General features: G+C 49.1%; 1 protein-coding gene. It reads left to right on the top strand.

The features are described 5' to 3' along the window. A partial coding sequence (locus EYW48_RS21965; RefSeq protein ID WP_277433135.1) for a hypothetical protein occupies positions 1–222 on the top strand: 222 nt, incomplete at both ends.

Raw genomic sequence — 222 nt, 5'->3', positions numbered from 1 at the left:
TTACAGCGACCGACCGAGATGGTGATGTGTCTAATGCGATCGCCTTGCCGATCACCATCATCGATGATGTACCAACCATTAGCCAAATTACAGCGGGTAGCCAACAAACCGTTGATGAAGATGATTTATCGGGTATGGGCTCGGATGGCTCAGGCAGTACGACGCTGAGTGGTAATTTTGACGTTGTGGATGGGGCGGATGGCATTGTTAGCTATCAATTGA

Source organism: Vibrio sp. 1180_3 (genome assembly GCF_029478545.1).
GTDB classification, from domain to species: domain Bacteria; phylum Pseudomonadota; class Gammaproteobacteria; order Enterobacterales; family Vibrionaceae; genus Vibrio; species Vibrio aestuarianus.
The sequence above is the reverse complement of the archived record's forward strand: the minus strand, read 5'-3'. Positions and strand labels throughout refer to the sequence as shown.